The 23,421-nt window shown below is 35.5% G+C and carries 17 protein-coding genes; 5 read left to right on the forward strand and 12 right to left on the reverse strand.

The features are described from left to right. Positions 1 to 12 precede the first annotated feature (12 nt). The 6 genes from hisS to putP form a co-directional block, all read right to left on the reverse strand. Positions 13 to 1,290: a histidine--tRNA ligase gene (gene hisS / locus GA0061080_RS01335; RefSeq protein ID WP_091119752.1), complete on the reverse strand. Its 1,278-nt coding sequence runs from the start codon at positions 1,288 to 1,290 to the stop codon at positions 13 to 15. Between the two features lie 24 nt (positions 1,291 to 1,314). Continuing rightward, positions 1,315 to 2,424 carry a flavodoxin-dependent (E)-4-hydroxy-3-methylbut-2-enyl-diphosphate synthase gene (gene ispG / locus GA0061080_RS01340; RefSeq protein WP_091119756.1) on the reverse strand — a complete coding sequence of 370 codons (1,110 nt, stop codon included), beginning with the start codon at positions 2,422 to 2,424 and terminating at the stop codon, positions 1,315 to 1,317. An 85-nt stretch (positions 2,425 to 2,509) separates the two neighbouring features. Next, the gene (locus GA0061080_RS01345; protein ID WP_091119759.1) at positions 2,510 to 2,953 is read right to left on the reverse strand and encodes a helix-turn-helix domain-containing protein; all 444 of its coding nucleotides are present in this window, start codon (positions 2,951 to 2,953) and stop codon (positions 2,510 to 2,512) included. A gap of 72 nt (positions 2,954 to 3,025) precedes the next feature. Then, positions 3,026 to 3,892, reverse strand: coding sequence for a pyridoxal kinase PdxY (pdxY, locus tag GA0061080_RS01350; RefSeq protein ID WP_091119764.1), 867 nt, complete (start codon positions 3,890 to 3,892; stop codon positions 3,026 to 3,028). A 4-nt stretch (positions 3,893 to 3,896) separates the two neighbouring features. Beyond that, positions 3,897 to 5,168, reverse strand: a complete 1,272-nt coding sequence (gene tyrS / locus GA0061080_RS01355) for a tyrosine--tRNA ligase (protein ID WP_209435686.1) — start codon at positions 5,166 to 5,168, stop codon at positions 3,897 to 3,899. A gap of 56 nt (positions 5,169 to 5,224) precedes the next feature. After that, positions 5,225 to 6,712: a sodium/proline symporter PutP gene (gene putP / locus GA0061080_RS01360; protein WP_091119770.1), complete on the reverse strand. Its 1,488-nt coding sequence runs from the start codon at positions 6,710 to 6,712 to the stop codon at positions 5,225 to 5,227. A gap of 263 nt (positions 6,713 to 6,975) precedes the next feature. Between putP and nth the strand changes: the two genes are divergently transcribed. Then, on the forward strand, positions 6,976 to 7,614 hold the full coding sequence (nth, locus tag GA0061080_RS01365; protein ID WP_091119774.1) for an endonuclease III: 639 nt from the start codon (positions 6,976 to 6,978) through the stop codon (positions 7,612 to 7,614). A 6-nt stretch (positions 7,615 to 7,620) separates the two neighbouring features. Beyond that, complete coding sequence (smrB, locus tag GA0061080_RS01370; RefSeq protein ID WP_091119779.1) at positions 7,621 to 8,163, forward strand: endonuclease SmrB; 543 nt, start codon at positions 7,621 to 7,623, stop codon at positions 8,161 to 8,163. A 558-nt stretch (positions 8,164 to 8,721) separates the two neighbouring features. On the opposite strand, the gene cgtA is transcribed toward smrB, so the two are convergent. The 4 genes from cgtA to rplU all read right to left on the reverse strand — a co-directional run bounded on the left by cgtA (position 8,722) and on the right by rplU (position 11,526). Beyond that, the gene (gene cgtA, locus GA0061080_RS01375; RefSeq protein ID WP_091119783.1) at positions 8,722 to 9,888 is read right to left on the reverse strand and encodes an Obg family GTPase CgtA; all 1,167 of its coding nucleotides are present in this window, start codon (positions 9,886 to 9,888) and stop codon (positions 8,722 to 8,724) included. Further along, positions 9,888 to 10,853, reverse strand: a complete 966-nt coding sequence (locus GA0061080_RS01380; RefSeq protein WP_091119786.1) for a DMT family transporter — start codon at positions 10,851 to 10,853, stop codon at positions 9,888 to 9,890. The genes cgtA and GA0061080_RS01380 overlap by 1 nt, the downstream gene beginning before the upstream one ends. An 88-nt stretch (positions 10,854 to 10,941) precedes the next feature. Next, complete coding sequence (gene rpmA, locus GA0061080_RS01385; protein ID WP_034915250.1) at positions 10,942 to 11,202, reverse strand: 50S ribosomal protein L27; 261 nt, start codon at positions 11,200 to 11,202, stop codon at positions 10,942 to 10,944. Positions 11,203 to 11,217: 15 nt separating this feature from the next. Beyond that, positions 11,218 to 11,526 carry a 50S ribosomal protein L21 gene (gene rplU, locus GA0061080_RS01390; RefSeq protein ID WP_025314436.1) on the reverse strand — a complete coding sequence of 103 codons (309 nt, stop codon included), beginning with the start codon at positions 11,524 to 11,526 and terminating at the stop codon, positions 11,218 to 11,220. A 231-nt stretch (positions 11,527 to 11,757) separates the two neighbouring features. On the opposite strand from rplU, the gene narX reads away from it, so the two are divergent. Both narX and narL read left to right on the forward strand, forming a co-directional pair. Then, a complete protein-coding gene (gene narX / locus GA0061080_RS01395; protein ID WP_091119790.1) occupies positions 11,758 to 13,587 on the forward strand; it encodes a nitrate/nitrite two-component system sensor histidine kinase NarX in 1,830 nt (609 codons plus the stop codon). Next, positions 13,571 to 14,224 carry a two-component system response regulator NarL gene (narL, locus tag GA0061080_RS01400; RefSeq protein WP_091119794.1) on the forward strand — a complete coding sequence of 218 codons (654 nt, stop codon included), beginning with the start codon at positions 13,571 to 13,573 and terminating at the stop codon, positions 14,222 to 14,224. Before narX ends, narL begins: the two co-directional genes overlap by 17 nt. 175 nt (positions 14,225 to 14,399) lie before the next feature. On the opposite strand, the gene GA0061080_RS01405 is transcribed toward narL, so the two are convergent. Both GA0061080_RS01405 and GA0061080_RS01410 read right to left on the reverse strand, forming a co-directional pair. Beyond that, complete coding sequence (locus GA0061080_RS01405; RefSeq protein ID WP_091119797.1) at positions 14,400 to 15,791, reverse strand: DUF3999 family protein; 1,392 nt, start codon at positions 15,789 to 15,791, stop codon at positions 14,400 to 14,402. Between the two features lie 85 nt (positions 15,792 to 15,876). Then, entirely contained in the window at positions 15,877 to 18,939 is a 3,063-nt protein-coding gene (locus GA0061080_RS01410; RefSeq protein ID WP_091119800.1) for a DUF2339 domain-containing protein, read from the reverse strand. Positions 18,940 to 19,386: 447 nt separating this feature from the next. Between GA0061080_RS01410 and purL the strand changes: the two genes are divergently transcribed. Continuing rightward, positions 19,387 to 23,289, forward strand: coding sequence for a phosphoribosylformylglycinamidine synthase (gene purL, locus GA0061080_RS01415; RefSeq protein ID WP_091119804.1), 3,903 nt, complete (start codon positions 19,387 to 19,389; stop codon positions 23,287 to 23,289). Positions 23,290 to 23,421 lie beyond the last annotated feature (132 nt).

Consider the following 23,421-nt stretch of genomic DNA (forward strand, 5'->3'; position numbering starts at 1 on the left):
TTCTCCTATTCTTTACTTAATCGCTAAACAAGTTTGAACAACTTCTTTTTGTGCTACTTCAACTTGTTCACCTGTTTGTAAATTTTTAACCATTACAGACTGATTAGCGAGTTCATTTTCGCCAATAATAATTGCTATTTTAGCACCTAATTTATCAGCTTTGGTAAATTGTTTTTTAAAATTACTACTACCATAATTTGTCATAATTCGCCAATTAGGTAGACTATCTCGTAATAATTCAGCAATATTTTGTGCAACTGAAATGGTCTTTTCATCACCTGATGAGATCATATACACATCAATTGAATTATTACAATTTAGTGATGGGTTAACGGCTTGAACCAATAATACTAAACGCTCAACCCCCATTGCAAAACCAACCGCCGGCGTCGGTTGTCCACCAAGTTGACTCACTAACCCATCATAACGCCCCCCTCCGCAGACAGTACCTTGTGCACCTAAGCTACTAGTTACCCATTCAAATACGGTACGGTTGTAATAATCTAAACCTCGAACTAATCGTTGGTTAATATTATATTTTATCCCTGCATTATCCAGTAGACGACATAATCCTTCAAAATGTTGTTTCGATTCTTCATCTAAATAATCAAACAATTTTGGAGCTCGATTAAGTAGCTCTTGAACAACTGGATTTTTTGAATCAAGTATGCGTAACGGGTTAGTGTACATTCTACGTAAGCAGTCTTCATCCAATTTGTCTTTATGTTGTTCAAGAAAAACAACCAACGCATTTCGATAATTGGCTCTAGCCTCAAGCGAACCAATTGAATTAAGTTCAAGAGAAGTATGCTGTTCAATACCAAGTGCTTTCCAAAAACGAGCCGTTAATAAAATAAGCTCGGCATCAATATTTGGCCCTTCAAGTCCAAAGACTTCAACACCAAATTGATGAAATTGACGATAACGCCCTTTTTGTGGTTTTTCATAACGAAAAGCTGGCCCTAAATACCAAAGGCGTTGTTCTTGATTATAAAAAAGACCGTGCTCAATTCCTGCACGAACACAACCTGCAGTAATTTCTGGGCGTAAAGTGATGCTTTCATTATTTCGATCATTGAAAGTATACATCTCTTTTTCAACAATATCGGTGACTTCCCCGACCGCTCGCTTAAATAGCGCAGTATCTTCAACAATAGGTGTTCTAATTTCGTTGTAGCCATAACTATTTAGTACACCTTTAACGATTTTTTCAATCTGTTGCCAACTTGCACTATCTGTTGGGAGTAAATCGTTCATTCCTCGTATAGATTGGATCTTTTTCTCTGTCATTTATTTATTCGCTATCTAATAAAATTATAATTCAGTTGCTGCAATTCTGTTTTTCAATATTAATGCTTTAGCACGAATTTTAGCTTCTAATTCATCAATCATTTGTTCATTATCAATACGGCCAATACGCACACCATCTTCATAAAAGCCACTTTTATTATGACCGCCAGCAACCCCCATCGTTGAAGCTAAAGCCTCGCCAGGACCGTTAACCACACAACCAATAATAGATACATCCATTGGTGTAATAATATCTTCTAATCGCTGTTCTAATGTATTGACTGTATTAATCACATCAAACTCTTGGCGAGAACAGGTTGGGCACGCAATAAAATTAATGCCACGAGACCGTATACGCAGCGATTTTAAAATATCAAATCCAACTTTTACTTCTTCTGTAGGATCAGCTGCTAAAGAAACTCGAAGTGTATCGCCAATGCCTTCTGATAGCAATAATCCCAATCCAATGGCCGATTTAATAGCACCACTTCGAACACCACCAGCTTCAGTTATACCTAGATGTAATGGTTGCTTTATTTGCTTAGCTAGCAATCGATAAGCATCAACTGCAGTAAACACATCAGATGCTTTTACACTAACTTTAAACTGTCCAAAATTAAGTCGGTCAAGTATATCGACATGACGCATCGCTGATTCAACTATCGCTTTTGGAGTAGGTTCACCATATTTTTCTTGAATATCTTTTTCAAGAGAACCAGAATTAACACCGATTCGTATCGGGATATTTTTATCTTTAGCACAATCAACAACAGAGCGAATTCTTGACTCATTACCTATATTGCCAGGATTAATTCTTAAGCAATCAACGCCATATTCGGCAACTTTTAATGCAATACGATAATCAAAATGAATATCAGCAATGAGTGGAACTTTTGCCTGCTGTTTAATAAATTTAAAAGCTTCAGCTGCATCCATTGTAGGTATGGAAATACGCACAATATCTACACCAACACGTTCAAGAGCTTGAATTTGGGCTACTGTTTTTTCTATATCTGTGGTTCGAGTATTTGTCATTGATTGAACTGCAATCGGAGCTCCGTTACCAATAGGAACATTGCCGACATAAATTCGGGTTGATTCTCGTCTAACAATTGGTGAATCTTTATGACTCATACATACTTAACCATTTTACAAAATAACTAGCCAGCGATCTTAACAAGATTTAAGACAAATGTCTGTATGAGAGTAAGAAAATTTGCTAACTATTAACACGAGTAATAGGGGCTGGAGAAATATAATGACTTACTTCAATAAAATTATTTTTATCCTCTTTATTAACATAATATAAAATTATACCAATCACACAAAGAATTATAAATATCCCCAAAAGGATAAAAGGAGTTTTTCGTCGCCTTTTTGTATTAAACGTTTGAATTTGAGTTATATTCTGGTGAGACTTAGATTGTTTAGCTAATTCATTAAGATATGGTTGATAGTGATCCACAGATAAACCAACAATTTCGGCATAAGAACGAATATAACCTTTTATAAAAACAAGGGGAACATGAGGTAATTGGTCATTTTCAATATCACTAATTACTGTCTTTCTCACATGAATTTTATTGGCAATATCATCTTGAGTTAATCCCATTTGTTCTCGTAAATCAACGAGCATCCCCCCTAATGAAATATTGTCCATCATCCCCTCATAAATTCAGCGCTAATCGTAATTTAATTAGATTTTTACATATATTTTACAATTAATCAATTACAATTAATCAATTTTTTTCGCATTAAACCACTGTGTTGGTTTCTCAATTTCATTTTGAGCAGCAACTAATTGTAATTCATATTCACCTTGTTTTAAGGTTTCAAGCATAACCGCATACACGGCTGAAGTAGTATGTTCTAAAGCTTCAACCAATGAATTTCCAAGCAAAATATTAGCTAAAAAAAGCCCGCTTGTCATATCACCAACACCTACAGGTTGTCTTACACCAAAATCAACTAGTGGACGGTCAATGTGCCATGCTTCATTACTAGTTACAAGCAACATTTCAAAGCGATCAATTTTATATCCAGCTCTACTTAAATGTTTAACTAAAACCGCTTTAGGCCCTTTTTGACATAACTCTCGACAAGCTAAAATTGCTTCATCAACATTATTAATACGTTGTTTACCATTTAGTTCTTCAAGCTCTAAAATATTCGGTGCCATCATATCGGCCATTGGCAAAGCGGTATTGCATAAAAACTCTGATACTCCGGGAGCAACAAAACAACCTTTTTCAGGATGTCCCATTACAGGATCGCAAAAATAAATCGCATTTGGATTAACAGCTTTTACCTTTTTAACAATCTCGATAATAGCATTACCTTGCTCTGGTGATCCCATATAGCCACTTAATACCGCATCACAACGTTTGAGTTCATCAATTTGATTAATTCCATCCGCGATCTCTGTTAAATGAGATGCTGACATTACCGCTCCAGTCCATTGACGATATTGAGTATGATTAGAAAATTGTACGGTGTTTAAAGGCCAAACATTAACACCTAATCGACGCATAGGAAATTCTGCCGCACTATTTCCTGCATGACCAAATACAACATGTGACTGAATCGATAAAATATTTTTCATGAGATTAACTCCAAATTAGCAAGCAATAATATTTTTTACCACGACGAAGTAAAGTATAACGATTAAAAAGCTTATCACTATCTAAAAAACGGTAATCCGTTGTTGTATTACGTTCACCATTAATTGAAATAGCATTAGATTCGATCATCGTTCTAGCCTGACCTCTTGACGGAGCAAACTGTGCATTTACGATAGCTTGTTGTAAATCAACATCACTGTCAACGGCAAGCGTTGGCATACCATCTTGAGCTAACTGCTCAAAATCTGCTTCGGATAGATCAGTTAATTTACCTGAAAACAAGCTTTCAGTAATGCGTTTTGCCGCAACAAGCCCTTCTTCACCATGAACTAGGCGAGTAACTTGTTCCGCTAGTACATATTGAGCGCGCGGTGCAACACCACTATTTTTATCTTCTTCTTCCAATGAATCAATTTCACTTAGAGGCATAAATGTGAAGAATTTTAAGAACCGATAAACATCGGCATCAGCAGTGTTGATCCAAAACTGATAGAATTTATAAGGACTTGTCTTTTTCGGATCTAACCATACTGCACCACTTTCAGTTTTGCCAAATTTAGTGCCATCTGATTTAGTGATTAACGGCACAGTCAAACCATAAACTTGTTTTTGATGTAAGCGACGAGTTAAATCAATACCAGCTGTAATATTACCCCATTGATCAGAACCACCAATTTGTAAAACAACATCATGTGATTTATTCAAACAAGCAAAATCATAAGATTGTAATAAGCTATAAGAAAATTCAGTAAATGAAATACCTACCTCATCACGATCAATACGTTGTTTAACTGACTCTTTATTGATCATTGAATTAACTGAAAAATATTTACCAACATCACGCAAAAAAGTTAGCACATTCATACCGCTAAACCAATCGTAGTTATTGGCAACAATCGCTGCATTTTCACCACAATTAAAATCTAAAAATGGAGAAACTTGTTGCTTAATTTTTTCACTCCATTCAACTACTGTCTCTTCAGTATTAAGTTTGCGTTCAACCGCTTTAAAACTCGGATCACCAATTAAACCTGTTGCACCACCAACTAAAGCAATCGGTTTATGTCCAGCTAGTTGGAAACGCTTTAAACAGAGTAATGGCACTAAATGACCAAGATGCAAACTATCGGCTGTAGGATCAAAACCACAATAAAGCGCAATAGGATTTTGTTCTATTAGTTCTATTAGAGCTTTTTCATCAGTAAGCTGAGCAATCAGCCCACGCTCTTGCAGTTGTTTGATCACATTTTTTGTCATGATATTTACCTATTAAATTTTTTACGTTTATATTCTACTTTACTTTAAAATAAGACTTATTCTGTTTTGTTATGATAACGTTTATATGCTTGTTTAAAATGATCTTCCACTATTTCGTTAGGCTTTTTATCAAAAAGACTAAAAATCACAATGGCAATAGAAGCAAATAAAAAGCCTGGAATAAGGGAATAGAGATTAAACCAATTAAAATTAATCCAAAGCAATACAGTTGCAGCTCCTACAATCATACCAGCTAATGCGCCATTACGTGTCATTCGAGACCAAAATACAGAAAAAACAATAATTGGACCAAACGCAGCACCAAAACCGGCCCAAGCATGGCTTACCAAATCAAGTACACTATTATTGGGATTTATCGCCAATAAAATAGCAATAACTGCAACCAATAACACCATAATACGACCGACCCAAACCAATTCTTTTTGTTTTGCATTTGGTCTAAAAAATGCGCGATAAAAATCTTCGGTTAGTGCACTTGAACAAACAAGCAACTGACAGCTCAATGTACTCATAACTGCCGCTAAAATAGCAGCCAACAAAACACCTGCTATCCAAGGGTTAAAAAGTAATTTTGACAATTCAATAAAAATACGTTCATGTTTACCGTCATTAATCAAATAAGCTAAATCAGGATGATGAGCAAAAAAGGCAATACCAAAAAAACCAACCGTAATTGCGCCAGCTAAACATAAAATCATCCATGTCATACTAATTCTACGGGCATTTTTCATTACATCATGCGAATCGGCAGCCATAAACCGAGCTAAAATATGTGGCTGACCAAAATAACCAAGTCCCCAACCTAATAGTGAAATAATCGCAATAAAATCCATATGGGAAAATAAATTGGTGTAATCAGAATTAAGCGATTCAATATAAATCATTGCATCAGAAAACCCGCCAGCATTCACCATAACCATAATTGGCGTTAAAATGAGGGCAAACATCATTAAGCTAGCTTGAATAGTATCAGTCCAACTTACCGCCAAAAATCCACCAATAAAAGTATAAATAATTGTTGCTCCAGCACCTGCTAACATTGCCCAACCATAACTCATACCAAATGTGCTTTCAAATAATTTAGCACCAGCAACAACACCTGATGCACAATAAATAGTAAAAAAGATAAGAATAATCACCGCTGAAATAATACGCAATAAAGAGCTTTTATCGTCGAATCGGCGAGCAAAATAGTCGGGTAATGTTAAAGAGTTATGATTAATTTCAGTAAAAACACGTAACCGTCCTGCAATAAGGAGCCAATTAAGGTAAGCACCGATTATTAAACCAATAGCAATCCAACTTTGTGAAATACCAAATAAAAAAACAGCACCTGGTAGCCCCATTAACAACCAACCACTCATATCTGAAGCACCTGCTGAAAGTGCAGTCACAACACTACCGATACGACGCCCACCTAAAATATAATCACCAAAATTTTGCGTTGATCGAAACGCAAAAAAACCTATGGCAATCATGCCTAAAATGTATATAGCAAAGGTGACAATCATTGGTAAGGACATATTTAAAAAAAACCTTGTTTAATGAAATAAAAAATAGTTAGCTAGCTTATCATAAAATCATCATGCTAAAAAGCCGATGATTAGGAATGTAAATACTCAAATTTTTAAAACCGTACAAGGTTTAAAATAAATGTCATTAATAATTTATTATGGTAATAATTCATTTTATTATTTAGTGTATATAAAAACTAAATATAATCTACAGATAAATAGTAAATAAAAGTATATAATATACAGTATGCTATTTTTAATATAATAACTTTGTGAAACAATCGACCAGAATACAAATTCTACAGAAATTAAAGGATCATATTAAAGATCCAACAACTGAGCTAGTTTATCAAACACCTTTTGAGCTACTGATCGCAGTGGTTCTTTCAGCGCAAGCAACTGATGTTAGCGTAAATAAAGCCACCAAACCATTATTTGCTATTGCAAATACTGCTGAGCAAATTCTAGCTCTTGGTGTTGATAATTTAAAAAGCTATATTCGAACAATTGGGCTTTATAATAGTAAAGCTGAAAATATAATAAAAACGTGCCAAATTTTAGTTGATAAGTATCAAGGTGAAGTACCTGAAGATTTTAATGCACTGATTGAATTACCTGGTGTTGGACGTAAAACGGCCAATGTTGTATTAAATACCGCTTTTGGTTGGCCAACTATTGCCGTTGATACTCACATATTTAGAGTAAGTAACCGTACAGGTTTTGCGCCAGGAAAAACCGTTGAAGCCGTTGAACAAAAATTGCTTAAAGTCGTTCCTGAAGAATACAAAATAAATTGTCACCATTGGTTCATTTTGCATGGTCGTTATACCTGTATTGCTAGAAAACCTCGGTGTGGTGCCTGTGTTATCGAAGACTTATGCGAATTTAAACAAAAAGTTTACCCAGAGTGAAAATCAATGCAAAACAAATTTAATTTAGACCAAGATGATATAAATTTATTCAAAAGTAGCATTGGTAATACAAAAAAACTTAAGCAAGATACCGTTATTCACAAACCATTAAAACGGTCTCAAAAAGCAATTGCTACAGAAAAACTAAAACATGAAAAGAACCATGCTGAATTTTATTTTTCAGATGACTACCAACCATTATTGCAAGAAGATCCTATTCGCTATAGTCGAGAAAATGCCGATCCATACGAAGTTAAAAAATTATATCGTGGGTTTTATGAACCTGAGTTTTTTTTAGATTTACATGGACTGACTCAAAAAGAAGCCAAAAAAGAGATCGCTGCACTTATTGCTGCTTGTTTACGAGAAAACGCACATTGTGCCTGCATCATGTATGGACATGGAAAAAATATTTTAAAAAAACAGACACCCATGTGGCTAGCTCAACATCCGAATATTATCTGTTTTCATCAAGCCCCTAAAGAATTTGGCGGCAGTGCAGCATTACTTATTTTATTTGATATTGAGAACAAATTAATAAATAGCTAGTTTTTGAAAACTTAACCAACCATCTAGGTAATCATAAAAATAATTTTTACTCTTCTTCCGCCAATTTTATCTAAACTTTTGTAACGACACTAGCATGTAGATAAAAACAATAATTAAAATAACTTTAAATTGAAGTTAATGTTTAAAAATAATTGTTAATAACACAAAACAAAAAAAACCAGCTTAGCGATACCGTCAAGCTGGTAAACATTGGAAGCAATGTGAGCAATGTCATACTTTTTCAGAAGCCTTTAAAGCTCTAACAAAGTACAATAATAATGATAATTATTATCATTAACTAAATCAAGCATTTTTTTATTTTTCTAAGCTAGATAAAAATAAACCCTTTATTCACTAATTTCATAATAAGAGAATTCATATTTAAAAATATAAAAAATAGAATTCCTCTTATAATGGACTCCTCTCTATTAGATCAAAGAACTCGCCAAAAAGCGAGTTATTTGTCATCAATCTGAAGCAGAATATTCCTATTCTGCTTTTATAAAAAATTCTATACAATGGCTAAGTTAGGCGAAATAAAACAGATTATAATACTCATCATTTTTGATAAATAAATTCAACCCCCTCTTCATCGCTTTCGTCCCAGTCATCAAAATCATCGTCATCATCAAAAGCCTCATCCATTGCTTGTTGATGGTAATCATCCCACATAAATTCCACTTTTTCAGGCGATGACTCTTCTTGTTCTGCTTCACGTGGATGCGCATTGATATATTCCATTAAGTCCCAACATAAGGTCTTTATACCTTCATAATTAAATGCTGAAATGACATAATATTTGTCAGCCCAATTAAGTGCTTTAGCGATTTCTGCCGCGCGTTTAGCACTTTCTTCTTCACCTAAAACATCCATTTTATTAAATACCAACCAACGTGGTTTATTTGCTAGTTTTTCGCTATATTGATGAAGTTCTTGAATAATCACTTTAGCATTTTCAATTGGGTCTGATCCATCAATTGGGGCAATATCAATCAAATGAACTAACACACGACAACGTTCAAGATGTTTCAGAAAACGAATACCAAGCCCTGCACCATCTGATGCTCCTTCGATTAAACCAGGAATATCAGCAACGACAAAACTTTGTTCGTTATCCATCCTAACAACACCTAAACTTGGTACTAAGGTCGTAAAAGGATAGTCCGCCACTTTAGGCTTCGCCGCTGATACAGAACGAATAAAAGTTGATTTACCAGCATTTGGTAACCCTAACATACCCACATCGGCAAGCAATAATAATTCTAACAAAACATCACGTTTTTCCCCCGGTGTACCATCTGTTTTTTGTCTTGGTGCACGATTTACCGATGATTTAAAACGCGCATTTCCAAGCCCATGAAAACCGCCCTTGGCAACCAATACTTTTTGTTGGTGATGGGTTAAATCACCAATAATTTCACCAGTATATTTGTCGGTAATTCTTGTTCCCACCGGTACTTTAACAGTAATATCTCGACCACGCTTACCCGTACAATCCGAACCCTGTCCATTTTGGCCACGCTCAGCACGGTAATTTTTTTCAAACTGAAAATCAACTAGTGTGTTTAAATTCTCATCAGCAATAAAAAAGACATCACCACCATCACCACCATCGCCACCATCTGGACCACCTTTAGGTATATACTTTTCTCGGCGAAAACCGATACAACCATTTCCACCATCTCCAGCTTCAACGCGAATTGATGCTTCATCAACAAATTTCATTATTTTTCCCCTTTATTGCGGTTAATTAGCCAGCCTTTTCTTGGATGCCAAATATAATGCCCAATGGTCGCAAACATTGCACCAGCAACTACTGACACTGCGCCAATATAACCTAAAATATTTAAATATTGCATAACAAACTTTTCAGGCCAAATTAAAGAAAACAAATCTGAAAAGATCAGCGAAAATAATGGCGTTAGAGTTGTTATTGCACTCACTTGTGCTGCTTGCCATCGTTCCATAGCCATCACTAACGCACCATAAGCAATAATAGTATTTAAACCACAAAATATGATAGCAAACAGTTGAGTTGCATCAGCATTTGTAATTTTACTTAGCGATGTAAAAGGCAACAAAAAAACAGTACAAATAAGGTAAATCAACCAAAGTAACTGTTCTGCACGTAATTTCTGTAACAGTACTTTTTGAGCAAGCGCATAGCAAGCCCATGATACCGAAGCCAGTAAACCAAGCCACACACCAATGCCATACGAAGACATATTAGAAAACAGATCTACAATATTTTTATTAAAAAATAACCCAAGCCCAACTAATAATACTAAAATACCAATAATCTGAGTCGGTCTGAGTCGCTCTCTAAAAATAAAAGCACTTGAAATCATAAAAATCACAATGCCTGTTTGCCCGACAACCTGAGCGGTTGTAGCAGAAAGGTACTGAACTGCACTAGCAAACAATGCAAAATTACCCAACAGCCCAAAACCTGCAATCATCAATAAAATAAAACGACGACGTTTTCTAAACATCATTAAATTAGGAAATTGCTTTTTATAAGCCAACCAAATGGTAATACCAAGCGCTGAAATAGCTAGTCTAGACCAAGCTAATGTCAATGGATCAACAACCATTAGCGCATATTTCATTGCAATTGGCACTATTCCCCACATCACTGCGGTTAACATGGCTAACGCAAAACCTAATTTAACATTTTGCTGCTTTATCATATCACCATCAATTTTATATTAACTTCAAGAAATGAAAAAAGCCCCACAATAATTGTGAGGCTTCTATAACTTTTGAACCGTTTATAAATTAGCTGTTAGCAACTACACTAACATAACGACGATTCTTAGGTCCTTTAACTTCAAACTTTACTTGTCCATCAATTAAGGCAAATAGCGTATGATCACGACCACAACCTACATTAGTGCCTGGGTGGAATTGAGTTCCACGTTGACGAACTAAAATGTTACCAGCAAGAACTTCTTGACTACCATAACGTTTAACACCTAAACGTTTACTTTGGGAATCACGACCATTACGTGATGAACCACCAGCCTTCTTATGTGCCATTGTTCGATACTCCTATTAAGCGATTGCAGTGATCTTCACATCAGTGAACCACTGACGGTGACCTTGTTGTTTACGATAGTGTTTACGACGACGGAATTTAACAATTTTCACTTTATCGCCACGACCATGTTCAACAATTTCTGCTTTAATTGTTGCACCTTCAACAAACGGAGCACCAACTTTGATGTCTTCACCATTTGCTACCATTAAAACTTTATCGAAAACAACTTCTGCGCCTGTTTCGACTTCAATTTTTTCCAAGCGAACGACTTGTCCTTCGCTAACTCGGTGTTGTTTACCACCACTTTGGAAAACTGCGTACATACTTAACTCCGCAATAAAAAGCAGACGATTACTTGATTAAACATATATGTCTGCGTGATTAATCTTATAGGGCGTGAATTTTACGCAAATTTTATTCTTGTTGCAAGCGCTCTTTAACAAAAGATCGCAAAAAGTTATAAAAAAGATCAGCGAGATACTCTTTTCAAGCTACAATAATCATAAATTATTATTTAGCCAGAATAAAATTATAAAATAACGTTGAGTGTTTATATGTCGAAAATAAAAATTCGCCCCACCGAATCAATTATAAATCGTTTAACACTATTACTGTTCTGTTTAGGCGCTATTGCTTTAGTCGCATTATCGTTTTCAATCCAGATCGCCAATGATACAAAAGGTGGAGCGTATATGGTTAATCAGCTAGGTTTATTGAGAATGAAAAACTACCAACTACTTAGCTTGATTCCCCTCAACAAAAAAGAGTATGACCGTTTAAATATTTTTATCGATATTTCTTCATCACAGCAACATTTAATGCTTTTGAAACGCTACGGGTTAATAAATGAATTTAATCAGTTAGAAGCTGACTGGCAAATTCAACTTGTACCTAAAATCCAACATGCAAAAAAAATTGATGATATAAAAGCAGAAATAGAAAACTATGTAGTTCGTATCAATCATCTGGTACAAAAGATTGATCAAAAAACCGAAAATAAAATTTATTATATTTCTCAGCTACAGCAATTCTTTATTGTTATCATCATATGCTTTTTAATTATCCAAATTTATTACTTACGTTACTATCTCCTTGCCCCGTGGAAAAAACTTATTGAAATGGCTGAGGCAATTTCTAATCACGATTTTAGTCAACGTGTTAATATTAAATCGAAAAAAAATGAGTTTGATCTATTAGGACATGCTTTCAATAAAATGTCAGCTCAAATCGAATCACAATATTTATTGTTAGAAAAACAAGTTGCAGAAAAAACAGATAAATTACAACAAACCAATAAAATGATTTCGTTCCAATATCAAGCAACCAAGAAACTATATACTTCAGCGCCATTATGTGAACGTTGTTTAAAAATCCTGCGAGAACTAGAAGAATTAGTCCCATTAACACAATTTCAAATACGCTTTTATGAATCAGAGGATCCTAAACATTATCAACAAATCAGTTACAATAATGAACAAAAATTACCTTATTGCCAAAACATCAAATGTAATGCTTGTTTGATCCCATCAAAAACTAATTCCCCAAATGGGGTTCAGCGTTATTGGTATCTTCAAGAAAACGAACAAAAATACGGGATATTATTTGCTTATCAGCCAACTGAAATAATACTGACTGATGAACAAGAAAACTTAATTATGGGGCTTATTGAGCAAATCACTACCGCAATAAAACTAGATAAACAAATAGAACAACAAAAACAATATTTATTAATGAACGAACGCTCAGCAATGGCTAGAGAACTACATGATTCCATAGCTCAATCATTATCTTGCTTAAAAATACACCTTAGCTGTTTACAAATACAATCTGACTTAACATCACAAAACAGTATTGAGTTACTCGCAATGATGCGCAAAGAGGTCAATATTACCTACTCTCAACTAAGAGAGCTGATCACTTCATTTCGTTTACGTTTAAGCCAAACAGGGTTTTATACCAATTTAATGGAATTAATTGAAGAATTTAATGAAAAATTACCATTCAATATTCAGTTTGAATACCAATTGCCTCTAAATATTATCAATAGTAAATATACCTTTCATTTACTACAAATTATTCGCGAAGCGCTTAATAATATATATAAACATGCTAAAGCTACACAGGCTATTGTCAGTTTAAAAATGGATGAAGATAACATTATTACTATTCACATAGAAGATAATGGCATTGGTTTACAAAATGATATTAAACAAGATAACCACTATGGGTTGATTATTATGCGAGACAGAGTTGAAATATTAAACGGTAATTTAACAATAAATAGCCTTCCTCACAAAGGAACACAAATTGTGGTAACATTTAAGGCTAATAAAACCATTCCATTTCAGATAATAGAGACAATAAAAAATGGAGCAAATATCTAGTTCAATACTTCTTATTGATGATCACCCTATGTTAAGAAATGGCGTGAAACAACTAATAAATACAGTAAACCATTTTCAAATCGTAGGAGAAACTGGCTCGGGAATAGAGGGCGTTAAATTAGCACTAGAGCTTGATCCTGATATCATTTTACTTGATATCAATATGCAAGATGTTAGTGGATTAGAAATATTACGTTATTTGCGAGAAAAGAACATATCTAGCCGCATCATTATGTTCACCGTATCAGATGCGAAAGAAGATATCATCACAGCACTAAAAACCGGTGCGGATGGCTATTTGCTAAAAGACATGGAACCAGAAGAGTTTCTCATTTCATTAAAAGAAATTTCGATTGGAAAAGTTATTATGGATAATGCGATTTCACATATTATCCTCAATTATTTACGTTATGGAGAAGAGCCAACCACCCCAAAAATCCATGATGTGAGCTTATTGACACCAAGAGAAAATGAAATTTTCAACTTATTAGTTCAAGGCTTATCAAACAAATTGATTGCCAAAGAGCTTGGCATCGTTGAAAGTACCGTAAAAGTACACATTAAAAGTATTTTTAAAAAACTTAATTTTAAATCACGAATGGAAATGACAGTATGGTATTTACAAAGTAAGGAATAAACTTACTCACCAAAAAATAAACCTTCATGTATTACCAATAGGAAAACGCCGAATTGTTTACATATCATGATTAAAATGATCTGCTAAAAACTTATAAGGCGTTTTCCTCAAAATGGAAGATAATTTCTATTACAAAATACTTTCTTTAGTAAATTTTATTTTTTCGCTTTCTTTTTTATGAATTTTTAACTTCGTTAAGTAGTTTTAACGCAATAATAATTAACACAATAGCCCCAATAACTAAACAAATCCAAATTAACCATTTTGGCAAATATGAGTTTGTCGTATTGCTATCTTTAATGGTTTGAGCCAATGCCTTTTTACCAGCTAATTTGATATTTTCACCAAGATAGGCTGCAGGCAAATCTTGTGCTGATAGCGAATCAGACAGAAGTACTTTTTCACTTAATGCTGCTGATTTAGCTTTAGCCGAACCCCAAGCCAAAATAAATGGTCCATTATTGCCACTATTAAAAATCAAGCTCATACGGCTACGGTAAGCAACTACTTGTGGTGCTTGGTCAAAGCTAGCGTTGTTAGCTTTTATCTTGAGCTGTTTTATTTGTAAATCTGGATCGTTTATTTTAATGTTTGGGCTTTGATCGGTATTTGTAACGCGTCGAATAATGTAATCGTCAAGCTTATGCCAGATTTGATCTTTATCATTGCTTTTATAATAAACGCTAATTGGCAACACCGTTCTTGAGTTTTGCAGTGAGATGGATAATTCTTTAACTGGCTGTGGTGTTGGTAACTGATAAAATGCCTCTTGCTCATCAGAAGACGCAAGTTCAAAATTGATCGGGTAAAGTGCAATTTTTGGGGGGGCCTTTCTAGAAATAAACTTAACTTTTTTAATAGTTGGGATCGTTTGTTGTTCTGATTTTAATTGTAAAATCCAATATTTAGCTTTGTAATTGGTATTTGATGGGATATCAATTACATTGACTTTAAGCGATTGCTCATTATTGTTATCAACCAAAGACATCACTGGCACGTTATTTAGTGCGGTTTGCCAATTGCTTAAATCTTGGCTATAAAGTAGTTTAGCAGTAGCTTGCCAATTTTGACTTTCAGCGGTATCAAAATCGATTGATAAGCGACTAATTGCTTGCTCTAGTTTTATTCCGTTAGGAACTTGTAATAAATAAGTTGCATAGTATTGTTCTTGACTGTTGGTATTATCTAGGGAAATTTGAACATCTTTATTATTGATATTAATATTATATTGTTCAGTACCTTGTTTACTTTGTTTTTCTTGACGGTGTTCTTGGTTTTTATCTAAATCGTAAATAGTGACCTGAAATATTTGATTGACATCATCTCGTTGATAAACATTAACTAATGCATAAGGCACAGGTTGTCCTTTATGATTAAATACACGAATATCATCTAAACGAATTGAAAGCGCTTGTGTATACACATCGCTCGTTAGATCTATGCGGCTATACATACTTGAATCATTGCTAGTTTCAATCATTGCACCATAGGCATATTGGTTGGTTTTGTCTGTTGCTTGACAAAATCCACTGATTAGCATTAAAGCACTTAATATTAATTTTTTCATAATTCATTTATCCATAAAATTTAATAGCACTTAGGCTTTATTTCTATTTTTATACTGAAAACTGAAATTAATCATCTTCTCTAAATTACTCCAAAATTTGCTTATTATTATCTTGTTTTGGTGGTAATGGCGCTAAATAGGCGATTAATAACATTAATAATGCAACACCAATAAAGGCAAATGCTCGCAGTAATCCATCAAGTTCACGAATATCGACAAAGATTAATTTTATAATAACGATCACTTGAATAATTTCACCGCTGTACCATATTTTCCGAAGTGAATAACGATGCCCGATAGTGATTAATATTACCGATGTTAACATCCAAAGCAACGAAGCAGTCATTTGAACAATATTATTGTGCCACAAAGAATAAGCCATCCAAGATATATCAAACACCTGGCTTAAGTAGCGTAATACTACACTATTTGCCCATAAAAAGGTTAGCGTGATTAATGGCACTAAAACCATATTTGGTAAGGGGATATTAAAATAAGAAGTATTGATAATTTTGTTGCCAATGTGTGAATAACTGATGGCAAACTTTAACCAGACCGTTAACATGATTAAGGCAAAAATGGCACTTTCTTCTAGCGGATTGAGAATCGGAATATATTGCCAGTAAATAATTTGTCCACTCATACCTAACCCAACAATTAAATAATAGCTAATATAAAGCACAATAGGCATTAGACCTATTATCCAATAGGATTTGATTAATGGTAACGAGGCCATTATTTGACGCTTAATCAAGAAGTAGAACAGTAAAACAATACTGCTTGCTATAGTTGCTGCAATACTCCATTTTACTACTTCATATCCCCACGGTAATGAATTAAACCAATGAACGGTTTCACGAATTAACCAGCAAAGAATCATCCAGAATAAACTAATATGCAATACAATAGGAAAAGTGTTGAACGTTGTTTCTGCTGTTTTGTTTTCAATAAGATAATTGGCAACATACAAATAATAATAACAGCTAATAAATGCAAGCACCCAAGCTAAGTTCCAAACGCCGAAGCTTGATAAATAATAATATCCAATATACGCTCTGAATAATGACAAAGGTATCACTAACCATAGTGCTAATACTGCATAACAGATTATATTCCACTTGATTTTTTGACCAACGCCATACCATAACCAAGTCGATACCGTAAAGCCCAATAAAATTGGTGCCACATTTGGCGTGCTTTCATCCAGCATAAGTGGAATGCATAATGAAATCCACAGTATCCAAACAATCGAAGCGATGACCATAAATAATATTTTAATCAGCTTATCAATATCGTCATTACGGTCATAACAGTGCCATAAACATGCATTGATAAATAAAATAATACTGGTGATACCTAAAAGCCATATGAATGACGCTGTGGTTAAGTGATTATATTCTAAAGATATACAGGTAGAAATGATTCCCAGTAGGGTAATAGCACTACCTAGTAACGCCATGCGATAATATTTTTGAGAAAGCATAATCCAACTTAATGCCGTTCCCTCAAATAACCAAAGTGTCGCAGTCAAATTAGCACTAAAGGCAAGCGGAATGGATAAGGTACTAAATGCCATACCAATGGCCAGTCCCAAAAGCGCAATTTTTTTAGCTGTTGTTGGCCACAAGCGTAAAATAATATAGGAACCAACCAGATAAAATAAACCAAAACCTAATGAAGAAAACGCAGGACCAAATTCCCATTGATGAGTGATCGCATATTGCAGGCCAAATCCTGATAATGGCGTTCCAAATAGCAAAATGAGATCGAGCACATTTTGATAAGGTTCTTTATTATTACTGCGAATCGATAATAACACCGCCAAAATACCATAAATTAGCATATTAGCGACGATAAATATCTGACATTCAATATAAAACTCAGGTAGAAAATTACTCATTCCCCATAGTAGTGATACAACAAAGGTAAATAGAAATCCTAATAAATTAAGTACTCGCCAAGATTGTGAAATACTAATCACCAAAATAGCACTAGAAATCATTAAATAATAGCTAAATAATGCAACATGATTGCCCGAATCATTAGATAATAAAATCGGTGTTAAATAGCCCCCAACACAAGCAATAATTGCCAAACTCATTGCCCTTTGCACAACGGCAAATACAACACTTGTTGAACAAATCACGAATAAAATAGCAAAAGCCAGTAACATAGGTACTAGCTCATACAGCCTATAAGCGGCAAAAATGGTTAGGTACAAAGTTGCAAATCCACCACCTTGCAAAATTAAGGCATAAATTTTGCGCTTATCTTTTAATTTCCAACCTATAGCCAATAAAGCAATGCCCAAGACTAATGCACCTAATACTCTCAACTCTGGTGAAAGAACATTATGTTCAACACTATATTTAAACAGATATGTTAACCCTAAAAACAGTATTGCAATGGCAATTTTGGCAAGAACATTGCCTTTAATAAACCAATTAAAAGCAAGTAACAATAAATTAGGGTTTGTGCTCGTAGTAGTCGGTTTTTTATATGCAGAATCAAATGGGTCTAATGTTGGTGATGTTAAGGTTTCTGCGTTTGTTATTTCAGGCTCGGTAACCTCATCGGATACTGATTCACTGACACAAGTTTGTGCTTCTTGTTCTGTTGCTACTTCTTCATATGGGGTGTTAGCTTGCGTTAAAACATCGAAATTAGTGTTTTTATCGTCAAGTGGGTTGTGGGCAAATTGTTCGGATTGAGTGAATAAGACAGGCTCATTTTGATCATTGAGTTGCAAGCAATCGGCGTTTAAATTGTAATTATTAGTGGCACAAGGAATTTGAGGTGGCGTTTCAATTTCGGTTACTGATAGATCAACTAGGTCGGCATCGTCGGATGCTTGAATGATGCCATTGGTTTGATAGTCAAATTGCTGATTGGTATTTTCAGTGTCACTATCATGTTGTTTGCTCTGTATGGTTAACTCATCCAAAGTTTGGTCAGTAGTTTCTTGAACCGTATCAGAATGGGACGAACTACTTTTTTGCTGATGAAGATGCTCTGAAAGCGATAAAACACTTTTTTGTAACTCTGTTAATTGATGCCTCAAAGCAGAAATTTGATTTCCTAAGCTAGAAAAATTAATAAACACTGCTATTAGCATACCAATAATGAGTAAATAAAAAAGAAACTCCATGCTAATTTACCCTTATATTTTCATAAGATATCATTAATTATTTTTTGTTTCTATGCAGTAAATCAGTAATTAACTAATAAATCAATATTTTTTAAATACCCACCAAAGGTAACCACTTTAAAAGCCTCCACAAATGTGATTTTCTATGTGAGCGATGTACTTACTATAGCAATAGGGTATTTATAAAGCTGTTCAGTTTTTAGGTTATATTTTTTGTAAAAAATATTCAGGATTCTATACCTTTTTAAAATTAAGAAAGTCGAAAAAAGCGATACGTACTCTTAATTGAAATTTAACATAATTAATAAATATTCTAAGATTTAAAAGATAAAAATAAACTTTTTCGCCATCACTCGATTAACTGTATTTCATATAGCCACACCGTGCGCTTTCTTTTATAATATTGGTCTATTTTTCCTTATTTTTGGCTTAAAAAGAGTAATTTTTATGAAAATTTTAGCTGGCTGCTCTGCGTTATCTCCATTTCGTATTAGTAAAATCTTATCTACTTGCTGTGAAAAATCCATCCCTGTTATTAATATTGAAGCCCAATATCTACATTTTGTTGATTTGGCAGGCGAATTGACGGCTGAACAACAGTTAACGTTAGATAAATTATTACAATACGGTCCAAAAACTGCACAAATCAATGTCGATCAAACAGCTAGCAAACAACTCTTTTTAGTGACGCCAAGAGCGGGAACGATTTCGCCTTGGTCGTCAAAAGCAACTGATATTGCGCATAATTGTGGTTTATCACAGATTCGCCGTATTGAGCGGGGAATTGCTTATTATGTGCAAGTGAGTTCAGAATTAACCGATTGCCAAAAAAACGATTTTGTAGCATTAATTCATGATCGCATGATGGAAGCGGTCTTTAGCCATGTTGATCAAGCCGAGCAGTTATTTCATGTTGAATCACCTGCGCCAGTGACAACCATTGATTTATTAGGTCAAGGGCGCGTGGCATTAGACGAGGCTAATCTTAAATTAGGTTTGGCATTAGCATCTGATGAGATTGATTATTTAGTTGAGAACTTTAAAAAACTAAATCGTAATCCTACTGATATTGAACTTTATATGTTTGCACAAGCCAATTCTGAGCATTGTCGTCACAAGATTTTTAATGCCGATTGGGTTATTGATGGGGTAAAGCAGGCTAAATCACTGTTTAAGATGATAAAAAATAGTTTTGAACACACTCCTGATTATGTTTCGTCCGCTTATAAAGATAACGCTGCAGTGATGGACGGTTCAATCGTTGGGCGCTTTTTTGCGGATAATGAGAATAAAACATACTGCTATCATCAAGAATATGCCGATATTTTAATGAAAGTTGAGACGCATAATCACCCAACAGCAATATCGCCTTGGCCAGGTGCGGCAACGGGGAGCGGTGGTGAAATTCGTGATGAGGGCGCAACAGGGCGCGGTGCTAAACCAAAAGCTGGTTTAGTCGGGTTTTCGGTTTCTAATTTGCGAATCCCTCATTTTGAACAACCTTGGGAGCAAAATTTTGGTAAGCCTGATCGCATTGTGAGTGCCTTTGATATTATGATGGATGGCCCTTTAGGTGGTGCGGCGTTTAATAATGAATTTGGTCGTCCGGCTTTGTTAGGGTATTTCCGTACTTATGAAGAAAAGGTTAATAGCCATAATGGCGAGGAGCTTCGAGGTTATCATAAACCGATTATGTTAGCTGGTGGTATGGGTAATATTCGCCGTGAACATATCCAAAAAGGTGAGTTTCCAGCTGGCTCTAAGCTGATTGTTTTAGGTGGCCCAGCTATGAATATTGGCTTAGGTGGCGGGGCGGCTTCGTCTATGGCATCGGGACAGTCTGATGCCGATTTGGATTTTGCTTCTGTTCAGCGTGATAACCCTGAAATGGAGCGCCGTTGTCAGGAAGTTATTGATCGCTGTTGGCAACTTGGTGAAGATAATCCTATCTTATTTATTCATGATGTTGGTGCTGGTGGTTTGTCTAATGCGATGCCTGAACTTGTTAGCGATGGTGGGTGTGGCGGTCAGTTTGAGCTTCGTAAAATACTTAGCGATGAACCAGGTATGTCACCACTAGAAGTTTGGTGTAATGAATCGCAAGAGCGTTATGTGCTTGCGATTCATCCCGATAAATTGGCATTATTTGCTGAACTTTGTCAGCGTGAGCGTGCACCTTATGCGGTGATTGGTGAGGCGACCGCCAATAAAGCTGTTACCTTACATGATGAGCATTTTAATAATAATCCCATCGATTTGCCATTAGATGTGCTACTTGGTAAAACGCCTAAAATGCAACGTGATGTTAAAACTCACCAAGCACATGGTGATAATTTTTCAACTTCTGAAATTAATTTATATGATGCGGTTAAACGTGTTCTACATTTGCCAACCGTTGCCGAAAAGACCTTTTTAATTACCATTGGCGATCGCTCTGTAACGGGGATGGTATCGCGCGATCAAATGGTTGGCCCATGGCAAGTGCCAGTGGCTGATTGTGCGGTGACTACAGCAAGTTTAGATAGCTATTATGGCGAAGCCATGTCAATCGGCGAGCGTGCGCCCGTTGCGTTACTTAATTTTGCCGCATCAGCAAGGCTTGCAGTTGGTGAGGCAATTACGAATATTGCTGCAACCAATATTGGTGATATCAAACGAATTAAGCTTTCGGCTAACTGGATGGCAGCAGCAGGGCATCCGGGCGAAGATGCTGGGCTTTATGAGGCCGTTAAAGCTATTGGTGAAGAGTTATGTCCAGCGTTAGGGCTTGCTATTCCTGTTGGTAAAGATTCGATGTCCATGAAAACCACTTGGCAACAAGATGGTGAGCAAAAAACCATGACTTCACCATTATCATTGGTGATTTCGGCATTTGCCCGTGTTGAAGATGTGCGTAAAACAGTGACACCACAATTGCGTACTGATCAGGATAATACATTACTGTTGATTGATTTATCGAAAGGCCATCAAGCACTAGGTGCCACCGCACTAGCCCAAGTGTATCGTCATTTAGGCCAAAAAACAGCGGATGTTCATGATCCTAAAGAACTGCTTACTTTTTATAATGCGATTCAGGCTTTAGTAAGCCAAAATGCGTTGCTTGCTTATCATGATCGTTCTGATGGTGGACTGTTTGTGACATTGGCCGAAATGGCTTTTGCAGGGCATTGTGGAATTGATATTGATATTTCTCAATTAGGTCATGATGTGATTGCTTCGTTATTTAATGAGGAGCTCGGCGCAGTTATTCAGGTAGCGAATAATCGTTTAGATGATGTGATGGAGTGCTTTAAGCAGTTTGGCTTATCCCATGCGGTTCATGTGCTTGGTAGAGCTAAAACTGGTCAACAAATTATTGTACGTGATAACTCAGCTACAGTATACAGTGAATCACGCTTAACTTTGAGAACATGGTGGGCGCAAACGACATGGCAAATGCAACGTTTACGAGATAATCCTGAATGTGCTGATCAAGAACATCAAGCTAAACAAAATGAAGATGATCCAGGATTAAATGTACACTTAACTTTTGATCTGCAAGCCGATATTGCTGCGCCTTATATTGCTAAAGGAACAAGACCAAAAGTCGCTGTTTTACGTGAGCAAGGCGTTAATTCACACGTTGAAATGGCAGCAGCATTTGATAGAGCAGGTTTTCAAGCTATTGATGTGCATATGACAGATTTACTTTCTGGTCGAATTACACTTAGTCAATTTAGTACACTAGTTGCTTGTGGTGGTTTTTCTTATGGTGATGTGTTAGGTGCGGGTGAAGGTTGGGCAAAATCGATTTTATTTAATGAACAAGTTCGTGATGAATTTGAACGATTCTTTCATCGCAAAGATACTTTATCGTTAGGGGTTTGTAACGGTTGTCAGATGATGTCGAATCTTAAGGATCTAATTCCGGGAGCCGACTTGTGGCCTCATTTTGTTCGTAATTTATCAGAACGTTTTGAAGCTCGCTTTAGTTTAGTGCAAATTCAATCAAGCCCGTCGTTGCTATTTACTGATATGGTTGGTTCGCATATGCCAATTGCTGTTTCACACGGGGAAGGGCGTGTTGAAGTGGGGGATGATACTCATCTAAACCGTTTAGAAGCATCAGGATTAATTGCCGTACGTTATATTGACCATTTTGGCAAAGTAACACAGCAATACCCTGCTAATCCAAATGGTTCGCCAAACGGTATTACTGCAGTGACATCTCAAGATGGGCGAGCAACTATTATGATGCCACATCCAGAACGGGTATTTAGAACGGTAACTAATTCATGGCATCCTGATAACTGGGGGGAAGATAGCCCTTGGATGAGAATATTCCGTAATGCTCGTAAGCAATTAGGTTAAATTGTAGTAGCTCAAACTTAATCTGACAGATACATATTACTCATCGGCTTTCATTTTAACAAAATGCGTGTCCGATGAGCAAAATAAATTCTCCAATTGCTTTTCCTTAACCAACCCCTTTGCATCATTCCA

It is taken from the genome of Gilliamella intestini (assembly GCF_900094935.1).
Lineage (GTDB): Bacteria > Pseudomonadota > Gammaproteobacteria > Enterobacterales > Orbaceae > Gilliamella > Gilliamella intestini.

Bases quoted from the DNA above. Each gene is read 5' to 3' on its own strand.
- GA0061080_RS01410 (WP_091119800.1), bottom strand. From the start codon at position 18,939: ATGGAGTTTCTTTTTTATTTACTCATTATTGGTATGCTAATAGCAGTG.
- putP (WP_091119770.1), bottom strand. From the start codon at position 6,712: ATGTCCTTACCAATGATTGTCACCTTTGCTATATACATTTTAGGCATG.
- GA0061080_RS01380 (WP_091119786.1), bottom strand. From the start codon at position 10,853: ATGATAAAGCAGCAAAATGTTAAATTAGGTTTTGCGTTAGCCATGTTA.
- purL (WP_091119804.1), top strand. From the start codon at position 19,387: ATGAAAATTTTAGCTGGCTGCTCTGCGTTATCTCCATTTCGTATTAGT.
- smrB (WP_091119779.1), top strand. From the start codon at position 7,621: ATGCAAAACAAATTTAATTTAGACCAAGATGATATAAATTTATTCAAA.
- rpmA (WP_034915250.1), bottom strand. From the start codon at position 11,202: ATGGCACATAAGAAGGCTGGTGGTTCATCACGTAATGGTCGTGATTCC.
- narL (WP_091119794.1), top strand. From the start codon at position 13,571: ATGGAGCAAATATCTAGTTCAATACTTCTTATTGATGATCACCCTATG.
- GA0061080_RS01405 (WP_091119797.1), bottom strand. From the start codon at position 15,791: ATGAAAAAATTAATATTAAGTGCTTTAATGCTAATCAGTGGATTTTGT.
- hisS (WP_091119752.1), bottom strand. From the start codon at position 1,290: ATGACAGAGAAAAAGATCCAATCTATACGAGGAATGAACGATTTACTC.
- GA0061080_RS01345 (WP_091119759.1), bottom strand. From the start codon at position 2,953: ATGATGGACAATATTTCATTAGGGGGGATGCTCGTTGATTTACGAGAA.
- ispG (WP_091119756.1), bottom strand. From the start codon at position 2,424: ATGAGTCATAAAGATTCACCAATTGTTAGACGAGAATCAACCCGAATT.
- narX (WP_091119790.1), top strand. From the start codon at position 11,758: ATGTCGAAAATAAAAATTCGCCCCACCGAATCAATTATAAATCGTTTA.
- pdxY (WP_091119764.1), bottom strand. From the start codon at position 3,892: ATGAAAAATATTTTATCGATTCAGTCACATGTTGTATTTGGTCATGCA.
- rplU (WP_025314436.1), bottom strand. From the start codon at position 11,526: ATGTACGCAGTTTTCCAAAGTGGTGGTAAACAACACCGAGTTAGCGAA.
- cgtA (WP_091119783.1), bottom strand. From the start codon at position 9,888: ATGAAATTTGTTGATGAAGCATCAATTCGCGTTGAAGCTGGAGATGGT.
- tyrS (WP_209435686.1), bottom strand. From the start codon at position 5,168: ATGACAAAAAATGTGATCAAACAACTGCAAGAGCGTGGGCTGATTGCT.